The sequence below is a fragment of the Limosilactobacillus antri DSM 16041 genome, assembly GCF_000160835.1.
GTDB lineage: Bacteria > Bacillota > Bacilli > Lactobacillales > Lactobacillaceae > Limosilactobacillus > Limosilactobacillus antri.
The window spans coordinates 104,465-122,872 of sequence record NZ_GG700733.1 but is presented as its reverse complement, the minus strand read 5'-3'; the positions used below and the strand labels follow the sequence as shown (position 1 = coordinate 122,872).

Annotated in this window: 13 protein-coding genes; 7 read left to right on the top strand and 6 right to left on the bottom strand. The window is 55.4% G+C overall.

The features are described from left to right. Window positions 1-130 precede the first annotated feature (130 nt). The gene (locus tag HMPREF0494_RS04150) at window positions 131-1,132 is read left to right on the top strand and encodes a D-2-hydroxyacid dehydrogenase (RefSeq protein ID WP_007123682.1); all 1,002 of its coding nucleotides are present in this window, start codon (window positions 131-133) and stop codon (window positions 1,130-1,132) included. 131 nt (window positions 1,133-1,263) lie between these two features. Here the strand turns inward: HMPREF0494_RS04150 and HMPREF0494_RS04145 are convergent, their stop codons facing one another. After that, on the bottom strand, window positions 1,264-1,854 hold the full coding sequence (locus tag HMPREF0494_RS04145) for a GNAT family N-acetyltransferase (protein ID WP_040458783.1): 591 nt from the start codon (window positions 1,852-1,854) through the stop codon (window positions 1,264-1,266). Window positions 1,855-1,988: 134 nt separating this feature from the next. On the opposite strand from HMPREF0494_RS04145, the gene cls reads away from it, so the two are divergent. Further along, window positions 1,989-3,455, top strand: coding sequence for a cardiolipin synthase (gene cls / locus HMPREF0494_RS04140; protein ID WP_007123680.1), 1,467 nt, complete (start codon window positions 1,989-1,991; stop codon window positions 3,453-3,455). 55 nt (window positions 3,456-3,510) lie between these two features. Here cls and HMPREF0494_RS11615 read toward each other — a convergent pair whose 3' ends face one another. From HMPREF0494_RS11615 to HMPREF0494_RS11610, 5 genes are all read right to left on the bottom strand, one after another. Continuing rightward, on the bottom strand, window positions 3,511-3,798 hold the full coding sequence (locus HMPREF0494_RS11615; RefSeq protein WP_007123679.1) for a hypothetical protein: 288 nt from the start codon (window positions 3,796-3,798) through the stop codon (window positions 3,511-3,513). Window positions 3,799-4,117: 319 nt separating this feature from the next. After that, window positions 4,118-4,642, bottom strand: a complete 525-nt coding sequence (locus HMPREF0494_RS04130) for a hypothetical protein (RefSeq protein WP_040458781.1) — start codon at window positions 4,640-4,642, stop codon at window positions 4,118-4,120. Window positions 4,643-4,660: 18 nt separating this feature from the next. Continuing rightward, window positions 4,661-5,188 (bottom strand): hypothetical protein, encoded by a 528-nt coding sequence (locus tag HMPREF0494_RS04125; RefSeq protein WP_007123677.1) that lies wholly within the window; start codon window positions 5,186-5,188, stop codon window positions 4,661-4,663. Window positions 5,189-5,222: 34 nt separating this feature from the next. Further along, the gene (locus tag HMPREF0494_RS04120; protein ID WP_007123676.1) at window positions 5,223-5,741 is read right to left on the bottom strand and encodes a hypothetical protein; all 519 of its coding nucleotides are present in this window, start codon (window positions 5,739-5,741) and stop codon (window positions 5,223-5,225) included. 2 nt (window positions 5,742-5,743) lie between these two features. Continuing rightward, window positions 5,744-6,259, bottom strand: a complete 516-nt coding sequence (locus tag HMPREF0494_RS11610; protein WP_007123675.1) for a hypothetical protein — start codon at window positions 6,257-6,259, stop codon at window positions 5,744-5,746. Window positions 6,260-6,515: 256 nt separating this feature from the next. Here HMPREF0494_RS11610 and HMPREF0494_RS04110 point away from each other — a divergent pair, with 256 nt between their 5' ends. The 5 genes from HMPREF0494_RS04110 (at window position 6,516) to HMPREF0494_RS04090 (ending at window position 18,242) form a co-directional block, all read left to right on the top strand. Next, window positions 6,516-10,268 carry a PD-(D/E)XK nuclease family protein gene (locus tag HMPREF0494_RS04110; protein ID WP_007123674.1) on the top strand — a complete coding sequence of 1,251 codons (3,753 nt, stop codon included), beginning with the start codon at window positions 6,516-6,518 and terminating at the stop codon, window positions 10,266-10,268. Beyond that, window positions 10,268-14,428 (top strand): helicase-exonuclease AddAB subunit AddA, encoded by a 4,161-nt coding sequence (addA, locus tag HMPREF0494_RS04105; RefSeq protein ID WP_007123673.1) that lies wholly within the window; start codon window positions 10,268-10,270, stop codon window positions 14,426-14,428. The genes HMPREF0494_RS04110 and addA overlap by 1 nt, the downstream gene beginning before the upstream one ends. Window positions 14,429-14,452: 24 nt before the next feature. Further along, window positions 14,453-15,391, top strand: coding sequence for a LacI family DNA-binding transcriptional regulator (locus tag HMPREF0494_RS04100; protein WP_040458780.1), 939 nt, complete (start codon window positions 14,453-14,455; stop codon window positions 15,389-15,391). A gap of 172 nt (window positions 15,392-15,563) precedes the next feature. After that, window positions 15,564-16,964, top strand: a complete 1,401-nt coding sequence (locus tag HMPREF0494_RS04095) for an MFS transporter (RefSeq protein WP_040458779.1) — start codon at window positions 15,564-15,566, stop codon at window positions 16,962-16,964. A gap of 102 nt (window positions 16,965-17,066) precedes the next feature. Further along, window positions 17,067-18,242, top strand: coding sequence for a thiolase family protein (locus HMPREF0494_RS04090; protein ID WP_007123670.1), 1,176 nt, complete (start codon window positions 17,067-17,069; stop codon window positions 18,240-18,242). Window positions 18,243-18,408: the final 166 nt, after the last annotated feature.

Here is an 18,408-nt window from a genome sequence, read left to right as displayed (position 1 = left end):
TTTTTGTTCCATGTGAAACAGCGCGCTTTTCCCCTTGCTTTAAAGGCCGTGATCCGCAATAATTGGTGTAAGGGTTTGCAACGTGAAAACGTGGATGTGTGATTTGGATTGAATTGATGGAGGAATTAATATGAGCAAGATTTTTGCGTTCAGTATCCGGAAAGATGAAGAACCATACTTGAAAGAATGGGCTGCGGCGCACCCAGATGTTGAGGTTGATTATACAGATCAACTGCTGACACCAGACACGGCCGCATTAGCCAAGGGTGCCGACGGAGTGGTCGTATACCAGCAATTAGATTACACTCCAGAAACCTTGCAGGCACTGGCCGACCAGGGAATCACCAAGATGTCGCTGCGGAATGTCGGGGTCGACAACATCGATATGGCTAAGGCCAAGGAATTGGGCTTTGAAATCACCAATGTCCCGGTGTACTCACCTAACGCCATTGCAGAACACGCGGTAATCCAGACGGCACGGGTCTTACGGCAGGCTAAGCGGATGGACGAAAAGATGGCCCACGGTGACCTTCGCTGGGCACCAACGATTGGCCGGGAAGTCCGCGACCAAACCGTTGGGGTAATCGGTACGGGTCACATTGGCCGGGTCTTCATGCAGATTATGGAAGGCTTTGGTGCCAAGGTAATTACTTATGACGTTCGTAAGAAGCCAGAATTGGAAGAAAAGGGTTACTACGTGGACTCCTTGGATGACTTGTACAAGCAGGCGGACGTTGTTTCCCTCCACATCCCGGCGACGAAGAGCAACTACCATATGATTGACGCCGAAGTAATTGCTAAAATGAAGGACGATGCTGTCCTGGTCAACGTTTCGCGGGGACCGTTGGTGGACACTGCCGCGGTTGCTAAGGCGCTGGATGACGGGAAATTGTTTGGCTTCGTGATGGACACCTACGAAGATGAGGTCGGGGTCTTTAACGAAGACTGGACGGACAAGGACTTCCCAGACCCGCTGCTGAAGGACCTGATTGACCGGCCAAACGTTCTGGTAACGCCACATACCGCCTTCTATACCACCCACGCCGTTCGCAACATGGTGGTCAAGGCCTTTGATAACAACCTGGCACTGGTTGAAGGGCAAGAACCAGATACACCGGTGGAAGTTGGCTAAGGAAACGCTGATTTGTCAGCAATTGAACAGCTAGCTACTGCGTTGTATCATTATCAGCTTTAAAATATTCAAACTAAAATGGGGGCCTGCGGCAAAACATAGTTTTGTCACAGGCCCCCCGTTTTTTGTATTTATTTCCGGCTTACCATTGGCCGCATGAAGTCATTGTTGACGTGGTACTCGACCGGCAGGCTATTGGTTGGCAGGTTGAGCTCGTAGGCGAGCCGCGCGGGATCAATTTGATCCTCCACGTTCACCGTGCCCCGGTACTGGAAGTCAAACTTCTGTGCGACCGCCTGCATGGCCTTATTGAGCCGGTGGGTATCGATCCGGAAGTTAGTATAGCCGCGTTCCTGGCCGATAGTGAGCAGGTTGGAAAAGAGGAAGGTGCTGAGGTGCTGGCCCTGGTACTGGCTATTAATCGCCACCCGGTGGATAGTTAGGTAGGGGTTATCATCGTCGTTCCATGTTCCCCCTTGGAGGTCTTGGTAGCTCTTTTCGGGACCGGGCAGCAGGGTGGCGACGCCGACCACTTGCTTATCAATTACGAGGGCCCAGGAAAGATGGTGGGTGATGTCGTTAATAATGGTACGTTGGTCAGGGTGCCCATCTTGCCATTGCGGGCTGCCGGCAGCTTTTAACGCGTCTTTGGCGTCCTTAATAATACGGTTAATGGCAGGCAAGTCCCGCATGTAGGTCCGTCGTAAGTAAATCGTGCTCAATTAAGTCACCTCGTTAGGTATTACTATTGTTATTATCGTTAAATTATGCTGAAGAATCAAGAGCCAGTGTTGGTTCCTGAAATTAGTTTGCGGTAAAATAAAAACCAGGATTGAGAAAGAGGGGGATTAGTGCGATGGGGTTAACCTGGGAAATTACGCGTTGGGTTCTGCTGGCAGTGATTGTCATTAACGAACTGGCGGCCATCTTTACCGTCTTTCGGGAAAAACGAGATATTGCGGCCACTTGGGCCTGGCTACTGGTTCTGACCCTGATTCCGGTAATTGGGTTTATCATCTACGCTTTCCTGGGCCGAAAGCCAACTCACAACCGTTTGAACCGGATTAAGTCGCAGACCCGGCTTAAACTGAAGGAGGCGGTAGAACGGCAGCGAAGGCAGTTTCGCAACCTGCCCAAGCCGAAATATTCGGTGACCCAAATCTACCGGCGGACGATCATGCTCTTCCAGAGTATCGATGAATCCTTCCTCAGTCGGCACAACCGGGTCGCGGTCTTTACCGATGGCCAGCGGCTCTTCAAGCAGCTGTTTGACGACATTGCTGCGGCCAAGGAGAGCATCCACATCGAGTTTTACACCATCTACAATGACCAGATTGGGAACCAGTTGCGGACCCTGCTTGAGCAAAAGGCGGCCGAGGGCGTCGAAGTACGGGTGCTTTACGATTCCTGGGGTTCGATGGGGGTCAAGCCGAGCTTCTATGATAACCTTCGTGACCTAGGCGGCTACGCGACGCCATTTCTGATGACCCGGAGCAACTTCTTTGACTTCCGGATCAACTACCGGGACCACCGGAAAATCGTGGTGGTCGACGGAAAAATCGGCTACGTCGGCGGCTTTAACGTTGGGGACCAGTACCTCGGCCGGGTCGCTAAGTTTGGCCCGTGGCGGGATACCCATCTGCGGGTCGTTGGCGGGGCCATCTTCGGGATGCAGCGGCAGTTTATTGCCGACTGGAACGCTTCGGTGAAGAAGCCCGAATCGCGGATTGAGCACTACCACCCCTACTTCCCCGAAATTGAAGTGCAGGGCGGAACCACGGCGATGCAGACGGTTGCGAGCGGACCCGAGGGAGAATTGGAAAAAATCAAGATGGGCTACCTGCGGCTGATTAACGCGGCCCAGGACCACATCTGGATTCAGACGCCCTACCTCATCCCGGATGACAGTATCCTGGACGCGCTCCGGGTGGCGGCCCATTCGGGAATTGACGTCCGGATCATGATTCCCTGCAAGCCGGACCACCCCTTTGTTTACCGGGCAACCCAGTATTATGCCCAGTCGCTGGCGGCCCAGGGGGTTACGATTTATACCTATCAGAAGGGCTTTTTGCATTCCAAGACGATCACGATTGATGGCCGGATGGCGTCGGTCGGGTCGGCCAACTTGGATTTCCGCAGCTTCAAGCTCAACTTTGAAATTAACGCCTTTATCTATGACTTCAAGCTGACGGACCAGCTTGAGCAGATTTTCGTCAACGACATTCGGGACTGCCGGGTGATGACTGCCGAGCGCTTTGCCCAACAATCGCGGTGGCTGAAATTCAAGCAGTATTTTTCCCGCCTGTTGTCACCGATTTTATAAAGAACAAACCCGCTCTGGCGTCATTGACGCCGGGGCGGGTTTTGTAATAGTTAAGTCATAATTTAAAATACCAGTTGTAAACCCATTGCAAGTTGATGGGCGGCCGGTCGCTGTTGCTTTTTAATTCTGCTTGGACCGCATTTAAGACCCGCCGCAGTCGTGGGGGAACCCTTTGTCCCTGGGAAAGCGTGCCGTCAGGGTCAAAATCGATGTATTTTCTCTTATAATCGTTAAACTCTTCTTTGGAGTAAGCGTAGGACAGCTGGTCACTAGCGATTTCCAGGTAGTCGCCAGGCTGGAAGACGTTCTCTTTGGTAATGGTGGCGTTATGAAAACCATGCAAGCCTTCTTTGGAGAAATTTTGAACATGGTAATTAGGGAGGTCGCCGGCATATTAGTCCGCGCCAGGGCATCGACAAACGGGTATTGATTTTGGGGATGCTTCATGTGAGTGGCGTAGTAATAGTTGTATCTGACGATGTTGTACGCACTATAAGACGGGATGACCATGCTAAGGGCGATACAAAGAAGCGCTATGCCAACCTGAACTTTTGTTTTCATGACTGTTTCCTCCTCAAAAGTGTCGCTTAGAAAAGGGGAGAACGAAACTTGCAGTTTTAATTCTTGCCATTCCTAGTGTTGCTATAACGGGTGACCGCAGCCTAAAACTTTTTCTGATATAGCCAGTTAAAGTACCAGTTATAAATTTTTTGCAGGTTAATCAGTGGTTTTTTACTATTACGCTTTAGTTCGGTTTGAATATCACTGAAGACTTGAAGAAGACCTTTACCCAAATCTTTTTTAGCATAAGGTTCAATGGTTCCATCAGCTGTTGGTCCTGCTAATGCCGTGACCTCGCTATTATCAAAGTTCTTTTTAGAAGTAGCATATGAAATATAGGATGGCCGGATCATTAGATAATCACCTTTTTTAAGCACACTTTGTTTAGTGAGAGTATTATACTCAATATCTTTTTTCTTAAAATATTCAATATGATACTCAGGAAGGTATTTGGAGGGCAGCTTTGACAATTTTAGTGCAGCTAGAAAGGTATATTGGTCACTTTTATGCTTCATATGGGTGGCGTAGTAATAGTTATACTCTTCCAGGTTATAAGGAATGTACATAATTGCCCATAAGCCGAGCAAGGTAAGAATGCTGATGGCAATCCAGAGTTTCTTTTTCATGGACATCACCCTAACTTTTTACGAATTTAGCCAATTAAAATACCAATTATAAATCCACTGTAAGTTAATCAGTGGTCGGTCGCTGTTGCGTTTGAGCTCATCTTGCATATTATTCAGAGTACTGTAAAGGTTTTGGCCCATTTTTTTCTTTTCTGAAGAAGAAAGATGACCATCTTCACTGAAGTCAATAGTAATTCCGTCATAGTCAATCTGGCTTCCTTTGAAAAATTGCGCTTTGGAGAAAGCATATGAAATACCGTTCCTTGTAAGCATTAAATAATCGCCATGCTTAATAACATTCCCTTTTTCAACTGAGATAACAGATAGAGGCTTTTTACTACCATTTAAGATTTTATAATTTGGCAAATAACTTTTAGGCATATTAGTCATACCTAAGGCTGGAATAAATGGATATTGATCCTCAGGGTGTTGCATATGAGTGGCATAATAAAAATTGTATTTGCCTAGATTGTTTGCCCCATAGGAAAATGCCCCGACGATTAGAATAAGGCTAAGGAGGGTCCAAAACCATGTTTTTAATTTCATAATTATCTCCAATTAGTTAGGTCCAGTGTGAATATTAATCGCTGCTTATCGTTTTAAAGTACCAATTGTAAATCCACTGTAAGTTAATTAGCGGTCGGTCGCTGTTACGCTTGAGCTCATCTTGCATATTATTTAAAGTACGGTAAAGCGTTGGGCCCATTTTTTTCTTTTCTGTTTTGGGAAGGTAACCGTCTTCACTAAATTCTATATAGTATGTTCCTCCTGTCTTTTCATATTGAGTTTTAGAATTTGCATAAATGAGGATGCCAGGAATAGCTTCTAAGAAGTCCCCTTGTTTTTTTACATTGCTGATTTCAATCCCTCCGACCCCTTGCTTATTCATATCACCATTATCGACAACATAGCTAGGCAGATAGCTCTGTGGCATAGTAGTCAATGCTAATGCAGTCATAAATGGATATTGATCCTTAGGGTGTTTCATGTGGGTGGCGTAATAAAAATTGTATTTACCTAGATTGTTTGCTCCATAGGAAAATACGCCGACGATTAGAATAAGGCTAAGGAGGGTCCAAAACCATGTTCTTAATTTCATAATTATCTCCAATTAGTTAGGTCCAGGTCGATCCCCGACAAGGTCTTCCCAATATAGGTGATTCGACCGGAATCGCCCCGGTTAAAGGAATAGGCGGTTACGGGTTCGCTTGGATTTTCTTTACCCCAATATGTTCCCTCGTTGATAATGCCGACCGCGTGGCCCTTGATGGGGATAATCTCGGTATCTTCTGTCCAGCCCAGACCGTCCTTGGTCAGCAGGTTATCGTTCGTGAAGTGGTCGGTCTTCACCGTTACCTGAACCGGGTCAAAAACCTCAATCCCGGTAGTGTTGACGTCAGGCTCGCCGTCTACTTTGGTGCTGACGACCTTTGGCGGCTGCTTTTCAGCTGGTGCAGTCGTTGCCGCCGCAGTGGACTGAGCGTTGGTTGCTGGTGCAGTATTATCATCTGCTTGGGCAGAACTTACAAGAAACGATGGTTGTAGGGAAAGATTCTCCTCCTTTTTTGCTGAAATAAGTGTGATATACAGCAGCGCAGTAGCTGGCTGGCAGTTCAAACGCTGATGAATCAGCGCTTGACCGACCCCAAATAGGCTTGCTGCGCGGCGTAGCCATCCTTGCGGAGGTGAGGAGACGAACTCTCATCGCTGGAATTCCTCCCAAATTTCAGTGGTGTTTTTTAGCAAAAATGATTATATCCTAACCGAAATCTCATGTAAATATTAAGATTTGCTAATTTTTCTTCGGGCGAAAATCTGTTCGCCTAGTATGATAAAATGTGGATAGGATTTTTACGCAAAGGGGCGGATTATTGTGGGTAGACTTGGCTTTGTGATTGGTACGGCGGCGAAGGACCACCAGGCGGTCTTAGTTGACCAGCTGGCCGACCAGCTGCGGACGGCACCGGCGGCAGACACCTTCTTTTACATCGTGCCGAACCACATTAAGTTTCAGACAGAAATTACGGTATTAGACCAGCTGCGGGCCCGGGAAGGGAAGGGGAGTGCTGATCGCTTTGCGGCCTCCCGGGTCCAAGTCCTTTCCCTGAGCCGGCTAGCCTGGTACCTCCTGCGTGATACCCCGGCCCTGCAGCGGCCCCGCCTGTCGAAAATTGGCCTGACGATGCTGGTCGCCAAGGTGGTCCAGGACCACGCGGCCGACCTCCAACTCTTTGCCAGCGAAGCCCAGCAGCCCGGCTTTATCCAGAAACTGACCGACCAGCTGACCGAACTAGCCAACGCCAACGTCAGCGCTGACGACTTAACAGCCCTCCTCCAGCAGGCGCAACACGACGAAAATGCCGGCATCAACCAGGCCTGGCTGGCGAAGATGCACGACGTCGAGCTGATTTACCACGCCTATGAAGAACGGGTCCAGGGCAGGTTTTTGGGAAACACCGAGCTCTACCAGCAGCTGGCCCAGTTCCTGCAATCCCAACCGGCGGCCAAGCAAATGCACTTTTTTATTGACCGCTTTGCTCAGTTTACCCCCGGTGAACAGCAGGTGGTCGACGCCATGATCTTAAACGGGGCTTCAACGACCGTTTCCTTTGTCCTTGACCGGGGCTACCCTGACCAGTCCCACCCCGACCAAAGTGCGTTGCCTGGTTCGACGGACCTCTTTTACCCCGCCGCGATGCAGTACCACCGCCTCTGGGACTTTGCCCGCCAGCACCCACAGGAAGTCGACCTGGTACCAAACGTCCTAGTTGCGACCAAGGACCGGGTGAGCCCAACCTTGACGGCAGTCGACCGCTTCTTCGCTGATTATATTAAAAAACCATTAGATTTAACGAGCAGCGATCAACAGGTCGATCCCGCCGACCTGCAGTTCATTACGACGGTCAACCGGCGGACCGAGCTGGAACGGGTGGCGACGATGATTCACCAGCTGGTGGCGACCAAGGGCTACCGCTACCGAGACTTTTTGGTGCTGAGCCGGCACTTGGATAAGTACCAGACCCTACTGGCCCCGATCTTTGCGGCCCACCAGATTCCCGTCTTCAATGACCACGAACGGCGGATGGACAACCACCCCCTGGTGACCCTCCTGACGGCGCTATTTAACCTGCCGCTCTACCGCTACCGGACCGCGGACATCATGCAGCTGCTCAAGACCTGGCTTCTGGCGGAATACAACCCGGAGACCGGCGACTACCAGGCCCTGGACCAGGACGTCGTCTTCGCGACCGAAAATTGGTGCCTCAAGCGGGCGATTGAGGGCCAGCGAGCTTGGGTGGACGCCGCATCGCCATTCTGGCAGGTCGGCGACTCTACGGCTGCCCCGGTGAACCAGTTGCAAGAACAGCTGGAACACGTCCGCACATTCGTGGCCGACCGGATCATTACCTTCTTTGCCGACCTCAAGACGGTAACGACGGGCCGGGAATTGGCGGCCAGGACCTACCAGTTCCTGGTTGATAACGGGGTCGTCAAGCGGCTGACGGACTGGCAAAAGTACCAGAGCAGCCGGAACTTGGACCTCGCCCGCCAGCCCCAGCAGGTCTGGGGGACCTTCTGCCAAATTTTGGACGAATACGTTCAATTGTTGGGTGACACCCCGGTTAACGCCGATAACTTTACCGCCACGTTGACCAACTTTAGCGAACTGCTCCAGGCGGGCTTCGCGGCGGCCCAGTATTCACAAATCCCGGCGACCCTCGACCAGGTGGTGGTTTCCGAAACGGGAATTGTCCAAAACCAGGACCGCAAGATTGTCTTCCTAATTGGCTCGACCGACGACGTCATGCCCGAGGTCCAGCAGCAGGAAAGCCTGCTGACCGACCAGGATAAGGAACTATTGGCTAATTATTTGGACCCGGCGACCCAGTACCTGCCAGCCGGACCGCGCGACCAGCTGCGGACCGAACCGTTTCTCCACTACTCCGGGATGCTGACCGGGACCGAGAAGTTGATTATGATGGCGCCGACCGCCAGTGATGATGACCAGCCGCTGACCCCATCGGCTTACCTGACTGACATGGCCCGCTACTTTGCTCAGCCGGTGACGGCCGTTCCATTAGTTGCCAGTCCGGCCGGCCAGCAGCGGGTGCCGGATTACGTCAGCACCCCCGCGGCGACCCTGAGCCAGCTGGTCCAGGTCGAACGCCAGGCCCGGAATGACCAGCCCAAGGGCCCGATCGTGCTGGCCCCTGGCTGGCAGGCCGTGCGCCAGGCCCTGGTGGATGAAATTGCCCGCCTGCGTCAGGCACCGCAGGCCGCTGACCAGCGCGCCGGCCGGGAATTAGCAGCGCGGCTTAAGTTGGTGGCCGCCGGGTTTAACTACCACAACCAGGTTGATGATCTGGGGGAGCAGCTGGCGGCCGCCCTCTACCTCCGCCACAAGCACGACCAACAGATCCTGTACTCGTCAATTTCCCAACTGCAGGACTACTATGTTAACCCGTACGAGTACTTCTTGAAGTACGGCTTGGGCCTGAAAAAGCGGGATCAGCTGACGATGTCGGTCGACCGGATCGGCACCTTCTTCCACAAGGCGATGGAGTGGTTCGTCAGCGCGGTCAACGCTGACCAGCAGTTGTCTTTTGCCGGCTTGGCTGAAAACCCGGCCCAACTCAACGCCTTCATCACCCGGGCGTTGGCGGCTGCCAAGGACGACCAGCCGGACCTGGCGATTTTAACGGCCAGCTCCCACCAGGCTGCTTTCCAGTACCAGCAGCTGACCGGGATCGTCCGCACCATGCTGACGATTCTCTGCTGGCAGGCGAAGTACACGGCTGCCCGGCCCCTCGACACGGAAATTCGCTTTGGCCGGCTGGGGGCGGCTAGAGAGGACGATCTGCAGCCCCTTGAGTACCCGCTGCAACCCGCCAATACCCACGTTTATCTGCGGGGACGGATTGACAGGATCGACCAGCTCAGCCAGGACAACAAGGATTACCTGACGGTCGTCGACTACAAGTCCGGCAACCGGAGCTTTGACCTGACCACGGCCTACTACGGCCTGTCCCTGCAATTGCTGGCTTACCTGAATGCGATCAGCAGCAACCGTCAGCAGCTGCCGGCCCAACTCAATCCAGCGGCCGCGGACCTGCAACTGGCCGGGGCCCTCTACCTGCACCTGAGCAACCCGGTGATCAACGCCGCCAAGCTCAAAGCCGGCACGGACCTGGATACGGTGCGGATGCAGCAGCACCAGTACAAGGGCCTGCTGCTCAATGATCCAGCACTCTTGAAGCAGCTTGATAAGAACCTCGACCAGCGCCAGTCGCTCCTGTACCCGCTCCGGGAACGGGGAGACAAGATTGTGGGCAATAAGGACGCTCTCCTAGTCACTCCTGACCAGCTCGCCTGGTTGCAAGACCGTAACAAGCAGCTGATTATCGGTGCTGGCAACGCCATTGTTGCGGGGAAGGTGGCCCTGAAACCGTACCGGCTGCTGACCGGGAGCAGCTGGCAAACCGGCCTCGATTACACCGACTTTAGTGATATCTACCAGTTTGATAATATGCTCGACCAGCAGAACTACCGGCAGCTGGACCCCCGCCTGGCCCAGGACGAGTTCGACCGGCTGGCCGCCGATGACGAAGAGAAAGGAGACAAGTAATGGCAGACTTTAAGCCCACCCCGGCCCAGCAGCAGGCCATTAGCGACCGGGACCGGAACATCATCGTATCCGCGTCGGCCGGCTCCGGAAAGACGGCGGTCCTGGTCAACCGGGCCGTGGCCCTCATCAAAGAGGGCCGCGCGACGGTCGACCGGATGCTGCTGGTGACCTTTACCGACGCGGCCGCCAAGAATATGCGGGATAAGATCCGTCAGCGGTTGCAGGAGGTGGCCCAGGCTGAACCGCGGCTGCGGGACCTGATGAACGAGCAGGTCAACCGGCTGGCGGTCGCCGACATCAGCACGATCCACGCCTTCTGTTTGAAGCTAATCAAGCGCTACTACTTCCTGATTGGCCTGGACCCGCAATTCCGCCTGCTGACCGATGATACCGAGCGGCTCCTCCTCCAGGAAGACGTCCTTCGCCAGGTCAACGAGCAGTTTTACGCGTCCGCCGATGAGGAAAGTGACGATGCCGCCTCCTTCGGTCAGCTGGTCCTCAACTTTTCCAGCGACCGGGATGACCAGGGGCTCAATGACCTGGTCCTCAAACTCATGGAAATCGCTAACGCCCAGCCGAACCCGGAGCAGTGGTTAGCCCAGCTGCCAACCAGCTACCAGCTGAATGGCCCAGTGCTGGCCTCGGCCTTTTACCGCGACCAGCTCCGTCCCCTCGTTTTGCAGCAGCTGGCCCAACTCCAGCACGACTTTGCGGAATTGGCCCAGCGGGCTGACCAGGAGGGGCTGAGCAAGGCCCGGGAAGTCTTAGAAGATGACCAGGCGGTCCTGACCCGGCTCCAGGCGGCGCTCGACCCTGCTAACCTTGACGGCGACCAGCTTCAAGCGGTCCTCGGCGGGGTAACGTTCGGCAGTTTTAGCGGGCGGCCGCAAAAGGGGGCCGCTGGCTACGATGAATTTAAGGCCCTTAACCAGGAACGCAACCAGCTAAAGAAAGAGTGGCCGGCCGTGGCCGCAACGGTGGCGGACAAGGAGACCGCCCTGGCCCGGTTGGATCAATTTAGCGCCCGGTTCCAAGAGTTACGGGACCGGGCCGCGGCCGCCCAGCTTGACGGTAAGACCTTGGCGTCCTTAGATAAGGACCTCCAGCAGTTTGCCCAGGCCCGCCGCCTGCTCGTCCCGGATACCTGGAACGCGGTTCGGGCAATCATTCGTGGCGCTAAGTTTCGGACGATGGCGGGGAAGCCCAAGGGCGACCCGGTGGCGGCCGAAGTCTACGCGACCCTGACTGCTTCCCGTCAGGCGCTGAAGAAGCAGCTGACCGGCATTCAGGATAGTTATTTTGCCTACGACGAGGACCAGTTCCAGGAAATTTCCCACCAGTCCCAACGCCTGCTGACCAAGCTCAGCAAGGTAACGGTGGCCTTCCGTCGGGCCTACCAGCAGGCCAAGCTGAGCCGGCACGTCTTGGAATTTAGCGACCTCGAACACTACGCCTACCAGATCTTGACCCCGCCCGCGGACCAACCCGACTGGCAGGAGCTAGTGGCAAACTTGCAACGGCATTACCAGGAAATCATGGTGGATGAGTACCAGGACACCAACCGTTTGCAGGAAGCAATCCTGACCCGGCTGACCAACCCGGACCAGCATAATCTGTTTATGGTCGGCGACGTCAAGCAGTCCATTTACCGCTTCCGCCAGGCCGATCCATCGCTCTTCCTGCACAAGTACCAGCGTTACCAGCAGCCGGGGGCGGGGGACGAAGCGATCGTTCTCGGCGAAAACTTCCGCTCGATGAGCAACGTGACCGACTTTACCAACCTCCTCTTTGCCCAGCTGATGGGGGCGGACGTTGGTGAAATTGAATACGACCAGGCGGCCCACCTGAAATACGCGGCCACCTATTACGAAACGGCCGACAACCAGCCCCAGCCGACGGAGGTCATGCTCTATGACGCCAACGCCGACCAGGCCGCCATCAAGGAGTCACCGGACCAGCACGAGGATGATAAGCTGGCCGGGGAACTGAAGATGGTTGGGATGCGGATCAAGCAGATGGTTGCGAACGAGGAACGGATTTTTGACCCCGCGACCAAACAGCTGCGGCCGGTTAACTATGGCGACATTGTCCTCCTGGAACGGACCAAGAGCATTAACAACACCTTAATGGAGGAATTCAGCAAACTGGAAATTCCCCTGACCGTCCACGACGTCGAAAGCTACTTCCAGGCGACCGAGGTTCGGGTAATGATGGCTCTCCTCCGGCTGATTGACAACCCCCACCAGGACATTCCGCTGGTGGCCGTGCTGCGGTCGCCACTGGTCAGCCTGTCGACCAAGGAACTGGCCTTCATCCGCCTGCAAAACCGGACGGCCGATTACTATGGAGCCCTGCAAAGCTTTAAGAGCAACTACGCCAACGCTGACCGGCACCTGATTAAGCCGGAGCTGTTAAACGCCACGGCGACAGATGACCAGCCCGACCCGGTGGCGGCTCTCTATGACAAGGTCAGCCACTTTTTGGACCAGCTGGCGACCTTCCGCCAAACGGCCCAGCAGCAGTCACTGGTGGACCTGATTTGGCAGATTTACAACGAGACCGGCTACCTGGACTACGTGGGCGCGATGCCCGGCGGCGCTCAGCGGCAGGCGAACCTGCACGCCTTTTACCAGCGGGCCCATGATTATGAGCAGAGCAGCTTCAAGGGGCTCTACCAGTTCATCCGCTTTATTGAAAAGATGCAGGAACACGATAAGGACCTGGGGGTGGCACCGACCCAGCTGGTCAAGAATACCGTCAACGTGATGACGATTCACGGCAGCAAGGGCCTGCAATTCCCGATCGTCTTCCTAATTGACGCGACCCACGGCTTTAACCAGCAGGCGACCCGGGAGACCGCGGTGGTCGATGCGGTCAACAAGGTCGGGATTGAATACACCGACCAGGAGCACGTCCGTTACGACACCCCCCAGCGGCAGGCGATCATTAACGCCGTTCAGCAGGGGGAGCGGGCGGAAGACCTCCGGGTACTGTATGTTGCCCTGACCCGGGCCGAACAGCGCTTGGTCATCACCGGCTCCTTTAATGAAGAAAACCGGCGACAAAACCTCGCCAGCGCCTGGGCACGGTGGCAGAAGGCCTTCCAGTCACCGGCAATCCTGCTTGGTCCCCAGCTCCGGGTCACCGCCCGGTCCTTTATGGACTGGATTGGCCTGGCGTTGGCCCGGTCGGCGGCATTTCGGGCGAAACAGGTGGCGCCAGCAAGGATGGAGCTGGATGAGAGTGCCATGGCTGACTATCAGCACTACCAATCGCTCTTTACCGGCCAGCGCTTTACGGTTGCCAGCTACACCGCCGCGGACGTGGCCCAGCAGCTGGCCGGCCTGCAGGCCCAGCAGGCAGCCCCCGTGGTAACGGATCAGACCGCAATCGATCAGCAGGAGCTGGCCCGGATTAAACAACTACTGGGAGCCCGCTACCCGTATCCGGTCGCGACCAAGACCACGGCTTACCAGTCGGTGACCGACGTCAAACGGCTCTTTGAATACCCCGATAACGCGGTTGAAGCCCAGTGGGACTATGAACAGCAGCAACGGGAAAAGCAGGCGCAGGGGATCTACTTTAACCAGCACTTTGCGGAACCGGCCTTCATCAAACAGGCGGATGAGCAGCCGGCGGCAACGACCATCGGGACCGCGACCCACTTGGTCTTCCAAAAGCTGCCCCTGACCGCGGGACCGGTGACCCCCGCCAGTGTTCAAGCGGAAGTCCAGCGGCTCGTCGACCAGGGGCTGCTGACCCCGGCGGTGGCGGCCAAGATCAACGTCACCGGGGTTGCCGGGTTCTTCCAGACAGCCGTGGGCCAGCAGATCCTGGCGGCCCCTGAGCATTACCACCGGGAAGAGCCCTTTGCGATGGTGATGAACGGTGCGGAATTGTTTAAGGAGATCAAGACCAGCAATAATGAACAGGTCCTCCTTCACGGGATTATTGACGGCTACCTTGAAACGCCGACCGGCATTATCCTGGTGGATTATAAGACCGACCACCTGCGTCCGGGCTTTGGTGTAGCGGAAATTGTTGCCCGCTACCGGGGCCAGCTCAACCTCTATCAAGAGGCGTTGAGCCTGATGAAACCACTTCCGGTTGTTCAAAAGGGCTTATATCTGGTAGAATCAGAACAGTTCATAACAATTTGATTATTAGTGGTGGGGGTAGTTTACTTGTCAACAATTAAAGACATTGCGCAAGCCGCGGGGGTATCAGTTTCGACCGCTTCTCGGGCGTTAAATAACAACCCGCGGATCAGCCTCAAGACCCGGCAGCGGGTAAAGGAGATTGCCGATCAGCTGGGCTATCTGCCGAACTATAACGCGCAGAACCTGACCCGGGGGGAATCGAATATGGTCGGTCTGGTCTTTCCGGTTACCAGCGACACGGCGCCCGCCAACCCCTTTCACATTGACCTGATGCGGGGAATTAGCGTGGCCCTAAAGCCGCTCCACTACGAGATGGTGGTCGCGATCGCACCAACGGCGGCGGAACTGCTGGAGAGTGTCCAGTCGATGGTCAACCAGTCAAAGGTCCATAACTTCCTGGTCTTCTACACGGTCGAAAACGATCCGGTGACGAACTACCTGCGTCAGCACCAGCTGAACTTTGTGGTTATCGGTCACCCGACGGCCCACCACCCTGACCGCTACGTCGATAATGATAACGTGGCGGCGGGGAAAGAGGCGACGGCCCACCTGCTGGATAACCACCCGGTCAGCCACCCGGCCTTTCTGCAATCGACTGATGACTGGGTTTATGAGCACTCCCGGCGGCTCGGTTACGAAGCCTGCTTGGAGGAGCGGGGGCTGCCTGCGTATACCTGGCGCTACCAAGATGCGGGCGCGTCGGTGCTTGACTTCTTAGCGGCCCACCCGGAAGTTGATTCGCTGGTCTGCGCCGACGACCTGCTATTGGTGCGGATCAATGACCAGTTGCAGTCAACTGGCTTTCCGGTCGTCTGCTTTAACAACAGCCGGCTGGTGGGAATGCTGCTTCGCGACAACGAACGGATTGATATGCAGCCGCGGAAATTAGGCCAGGCGGCGGTCAACCTGCTCTTTGACCCGGTGGCCGACCATGAGATTGTTGATTTTACGATCTATGATTAGTCGGGAGGGTGGCCGCGTTTGGCCACCGCTTATGCTAAAATACTAATGATAATTTAATAACCAATGACGTCCGTTGTGGGCAATTGTCCGCAACAGCACGGGGAGTATGGGGGCAGCTATCATTGCGATAGTTGCCCCTTTTTTCGTGGCTAATTACAAGGAGGAAATACTTATGAAACATCCAGCAGATACCATCGAGCCATGGGTAATCGTAGCAATCATTGCGGCCGGGATCATGTCCTTTGCCGGGGTGGTTGTCGAGACGGCCGTCAACATTTCCTTTCCGACCCTGATGCGTGAATTCGGCGTTTCTACCAGCCTGGTCCAGTGGATGACGACAATCTGCCTGCTGACCATTTCACTGACGGTCCCGCTCTCGGCCTACCTTAAACGCCGCTTTAAGACCAAGCACCTCTTTATCTTCGCCAACCTGGCCTTTACCGCTGGCCTGCTGATTGACATCCTGGTCCCGAGCTTCTGGCTGCTCTTGCTCGGCCGCTTAGTGCAGGGGATCGGGACCGGGGTTGCGCTGCCCTTAATGTTCAACATCATTCTCGACTGGGCCCCGCAAAACCGGGTGGGGACGATGATGGGGGTCGGCACGATGATCACGGGAATTGCCCCGGCGATTGGCCCGACTTACGGTGGTCTCTTGGTCAATAACCTCGGCTGGCGGTGGATTTTCATCTTCCTGCTCCCCTTGTTGGTCGCCTCGCTTGTGATGGGGACGCTTACGATTCGCCAGCAGGGTTCGCTGATCCGGCCCCGCTTTGACTGGTGGGGACTGGGCAGCCTGGTTCTGATGTTCGTCGGTCTCACCCTCGGCTTCGCCAACATGGGCAGTCAGCCGTTTTGGTCACTGCCAGTCGGAGGCAGTTTCGTCCTCGGCTTGCTGGGCGCAGGGGTATTCGTGCGGCGGTCATTAGCCGTTGCTGTACCGATCATCAACCTGCGCATTTTCCGGAACCGCCGCTTTGCGCGCTTGGCGGTCGGCTTTCTGCTCTTCCAGCTCGCCGCCCTGGGACTGTCCTTCTTGCTTCCCAATTACATTCAGCTTAGCAACCACGCGACGGCCATGGCAGCGGGCTTGATTGTCCTGCCCGGCGCCGCCCTGGGCGCCATCACCGGGCCGTTTGGCGGCCGGCTGCTTGACCAGTATGGGGCCCGTAAGCCAATCCTACTGGGTTCGGGGCTGAGCCTGCTGGCGGTCATTGGCATGGCGTGGCTGGCGGCGGGAGGCCTTAGTAACGGCCTGATTATTGTCCTCTACACCGGCTTCATGCTGGGGATTGGCCTTTCCTTTGGCAACATTATGACCAGCGCCCTCGCCAACCTGCCGGAGGAGGAAAACGGCGACGGTAATGCCATTTTGAACACCCTCCAACAGTTTTCCGGCGCGGTCGGAACGTCGATTGTATCCGCGATTGTGGCGGCTAGCCAGGCCCACCGCCAGCTTTCCCTGGCCCAAACGACCGCGACCGGGACCCAGCACGCCCTGCTGGTCCTCAGTGTGGTCCTAACGGTCGAATTAATAATCGTGGCACTGACCCTCCCCCGGACTCGCCGGGCCTAATTATTAAGAATTTCTCCAGATCAGGTGAAGGATTTGCAGTTCCAGCGGTAAATCGGTAAACTTTCCTTGTATGAGATCACCTGTGCTTGGAGGAAGAGATTGATGGAAGAAGTATACATTGTGGCAGCTCAGCGGACCCCGATTGGCAAATTTGGCGGGGCCCTGGCAGCCCTGCCGGCAGTTCAGCTCGGGGCGGCAGCGATTAAGGGGGCCCTGACGACCAGCGGTTTGGCGCCGGAACAGGTTGACCAGGTCCTGATGGGCAACGTCGTCCAGGCGGGCAGCGGCCAGAACCCTGCCCGGCAGTCCGCCATCGCAGCGGGCATCCCACAAGCAGTTCCGGCAATCACGGTTAACGACGTGTGCGCATCGGGGATGTCCAGTATCAGCCTGGGGGCGAGCCTGATCCAATCCGGTCAGGCTACCGTAGTTGTGGCTGGCGGGATGGAAAGTATGTCGAATGCACCCTACCTCCTGCAGCGGGCCCGGCAGGGTTACCGGTTCGGGGATGGGCAGCTCATCGATGCCTTGCAGCGTGACGGCCTCAGCGATGCCTGGGGCGGCTACTCAATGGGAATCACCGCTGAAAACGTCGCCGACCGCTACCAGGTCAGCCGCCAAGAACAGGACGAATTTGCCTTAGCCAGCCACCAACGGGCGGTGGCGGCCCAACGCCAGCACGCCTTTGATGAAGAGATTGTCCCAGTAACGGTGCGGACCCGGAAGCAGACCGTGGTGGTGGACCAAGACGAAGCGCCGCGCCCGGACACTTCTCTGGCGGCGTTAGGCAAGCTCAAGCCGGCCTTTAAGCCCGACGGGTCGGTAACCGCCGGGAACTCCTCCGGGCTCAATGACGGGGGGGCCGCCGTTATTCTGGCCTCGCGGACGGCGGTTGAGAAGTACCAGCTCCGCCCGTTGGCCCGGTGGCGGGCTTCCTCCCTGATTGGCTTAGACCCGCAGCTGATGGGGCTGGGCCCCTACTACGCCGTCAATAAGCTCTTCCAGACGACCGGCTTGGCGGCCCAAGACGTTGATATTTTTGAATTAAACGAGGCCTTCGCCAGTCAGACAATTGTCTGCCAGCGCCTCCTTAAACTCCCCGCTGCCAAGGTGAACCCGTATGGCGGGGCCATCGCCCTGGGCCACCCCCTGGGTTGTTCCGGTGCCCGGATTATCGTCACCCTGGTCCACCAGTTGCGCACTTTAAGCAAACGGGTAGGGGTTGCCAGCCTGTGTGTCGGTGGCGGAATGGGGGCCGCAACGCTAATCGAACGTTAAAAAATTGCCGTGGTTCAAACTTGATGACCACGGCTTTTTCTTCGCTTTCATAATGGAAACGGTTCAATCTTTTTTGCGCAAACGGTTGCGCAACCCAAACTTATCTGGTATATTATTATTGCAATTTGACATGAAGCGTTTTCAAAAACGCGTGATAGTTAGGAAT